The organism is Chlorobium phaeovibrioides (genome assembly GCF_003968655.1).
Lineage (GTDB): Bacteria > Bacteroidota > Chlorobiia > Chlorobiales > Chlorobiaceae > Chlorobium > Chlorobium phaeovibrioides.
In genome coordinates this window covers 1-1479 of sequence record NZ_RXYK01000045.1, presented here as the reverse complement: position 1 = coordinate 1479, position 1479 = coordinate 1, and the positions used below count along the sequence as shown (strand labels likewise).

The 1479-nt window shown below is 58.2% G+C and carries 2 pseudogenes; both read left to right on the top strand.

The features are described from left to right. Positions 1–423: pseudogene (locus EKD02_RS09835) on the top strand (polysaccharide biosynthesis C-terminal domain-containing protein); the annotation flags it as partial. Beyond that, positions 420–1479, top strand: a pseudogene (locus tag EKD02_RS09830) (hypothetical protein); the annotation flags it as partial. The pseudogenes EKD02_RS09835 and EKD02_RS09830, both read left to right, overlap by 4 nt.

The following is a 1479-nucleotide window of genomic DNA, read 5'->3' as shown; positions in this document are numbered from 1 at the left end:
ACCCTGCTGGCCATGACCGGCCATGCACGCCTCAGTCTCATGAATGCTGCAGCCGCTCTCCTTCTGCAGGTGCTTTTGAATCTGATACTGATTCCCCGGATGGGCATAGAGGGGGCCGCTCTCGGTTCGCTGCTGCTTTTTCTGACGCTCTCCGTTGCCCGGCTGCTGGAGGTTCGTTCCCTGCTTGGGCTGCACCCCTTTTCCAAAGCGCTTTTCAAGCCTCTGGCTGCCGGGGCCGGCAGCGCTCTCGGATTCTTTTTTCTCCCACCCGTGTTTTATACTCTGCCGGGCGCTCTTTTGCCCGCAGCAGCCCTCTGCGTTCTCGGACTTTCGTACGCAGTTATTTTGCTGCTGCTCGGGTTGGAAGAGGATGAGCGGGAGATTATTTTGCAGTTTAGGAGCCTCCTCGGCAGGAAAGGGTGAGGGTTGGGCTGTTTTCGTTTTTTCATAATGATGATTTCGGGGGAGTCGTGGTGCTGAAGAAGAACGGGGTGCTGTCATTTTTGCTTGTTTGCGCAGGATATATCCTGCTGCTGGCGGTGGTCTACTATCCGGTTGTTTTTCAGGCCATGGTTCCTGCTGCTCCCGACGCTCTTGTGCCTGCCGCACTTGATACGGCCCTGCAGCAGCTTCAGCATGCTTCAGGCCGTTACCCTCTCTGGCAGCCATGGGTGTTCTCGGGGATGCCGACCGTAGAGGCGTTCAGCTATCTGAGCGGCCTCTATTTCCCCAATTCCGCGATTGCTTTTCTTCATCTGGACGGAATGCTCCTTCAGTTGATCCATCTTCTGTTCGGCGGGGTCGGGATGTATCTCTTTCTCCGTCACCAGTCAGCAGCTGCGGCGGCGGCATGGTTCGGAGGTGCGGTTTTCATGCTCAATCCAGCCTTGACTGCCATGCTGGTGCATGGTCATGGCAGTCAGCTGATGACTGCGGCATACCTCCCGTGGCTTCTTTGGGCCGCCATGCGGCTTATGGAGAGAGGGCGACTTCAGGACGCCGGCATGCTTGCCATTCTGGCAGGGTTTCAACTGCAGCGGTCGCATGTGCAGATTGCCTGGTACTCCTGGCTCTTCATGCTTCTGCTCGTCCTCTTCCTCTCGTTTTCCGGCCGTATCCCGCTACGCCGCCTTGCCGCCCGCTGGGGACTGCTGGCTGTGGCTCTGGGCTGTGCGCTCCTGATGTCGGCTGCCATCTGGCTGCCTGCATCCGGCTATGCCCCCTGGTCGGTTCGGGGAATGGCGTCGGGTGGCGGGGGATCAGCCTGGGAGTATGCAACCCTCTGGTCGATGCACCCCATTGAATTTTCCACCCTCCTTCTTCCCGGTATTTTCGGGTTTGGAGGAATCACCTACTGGGGGTTCATGCCGTTTACGGATTTTCCCCACTATACCGGCGTCATCGTGCTGCTGCTGGCCTTTCTTGGGGGATGGTCGCTGAGACGGGAGGCTCTGGGCCGTCTCTTTCTTTTCGTTGCAC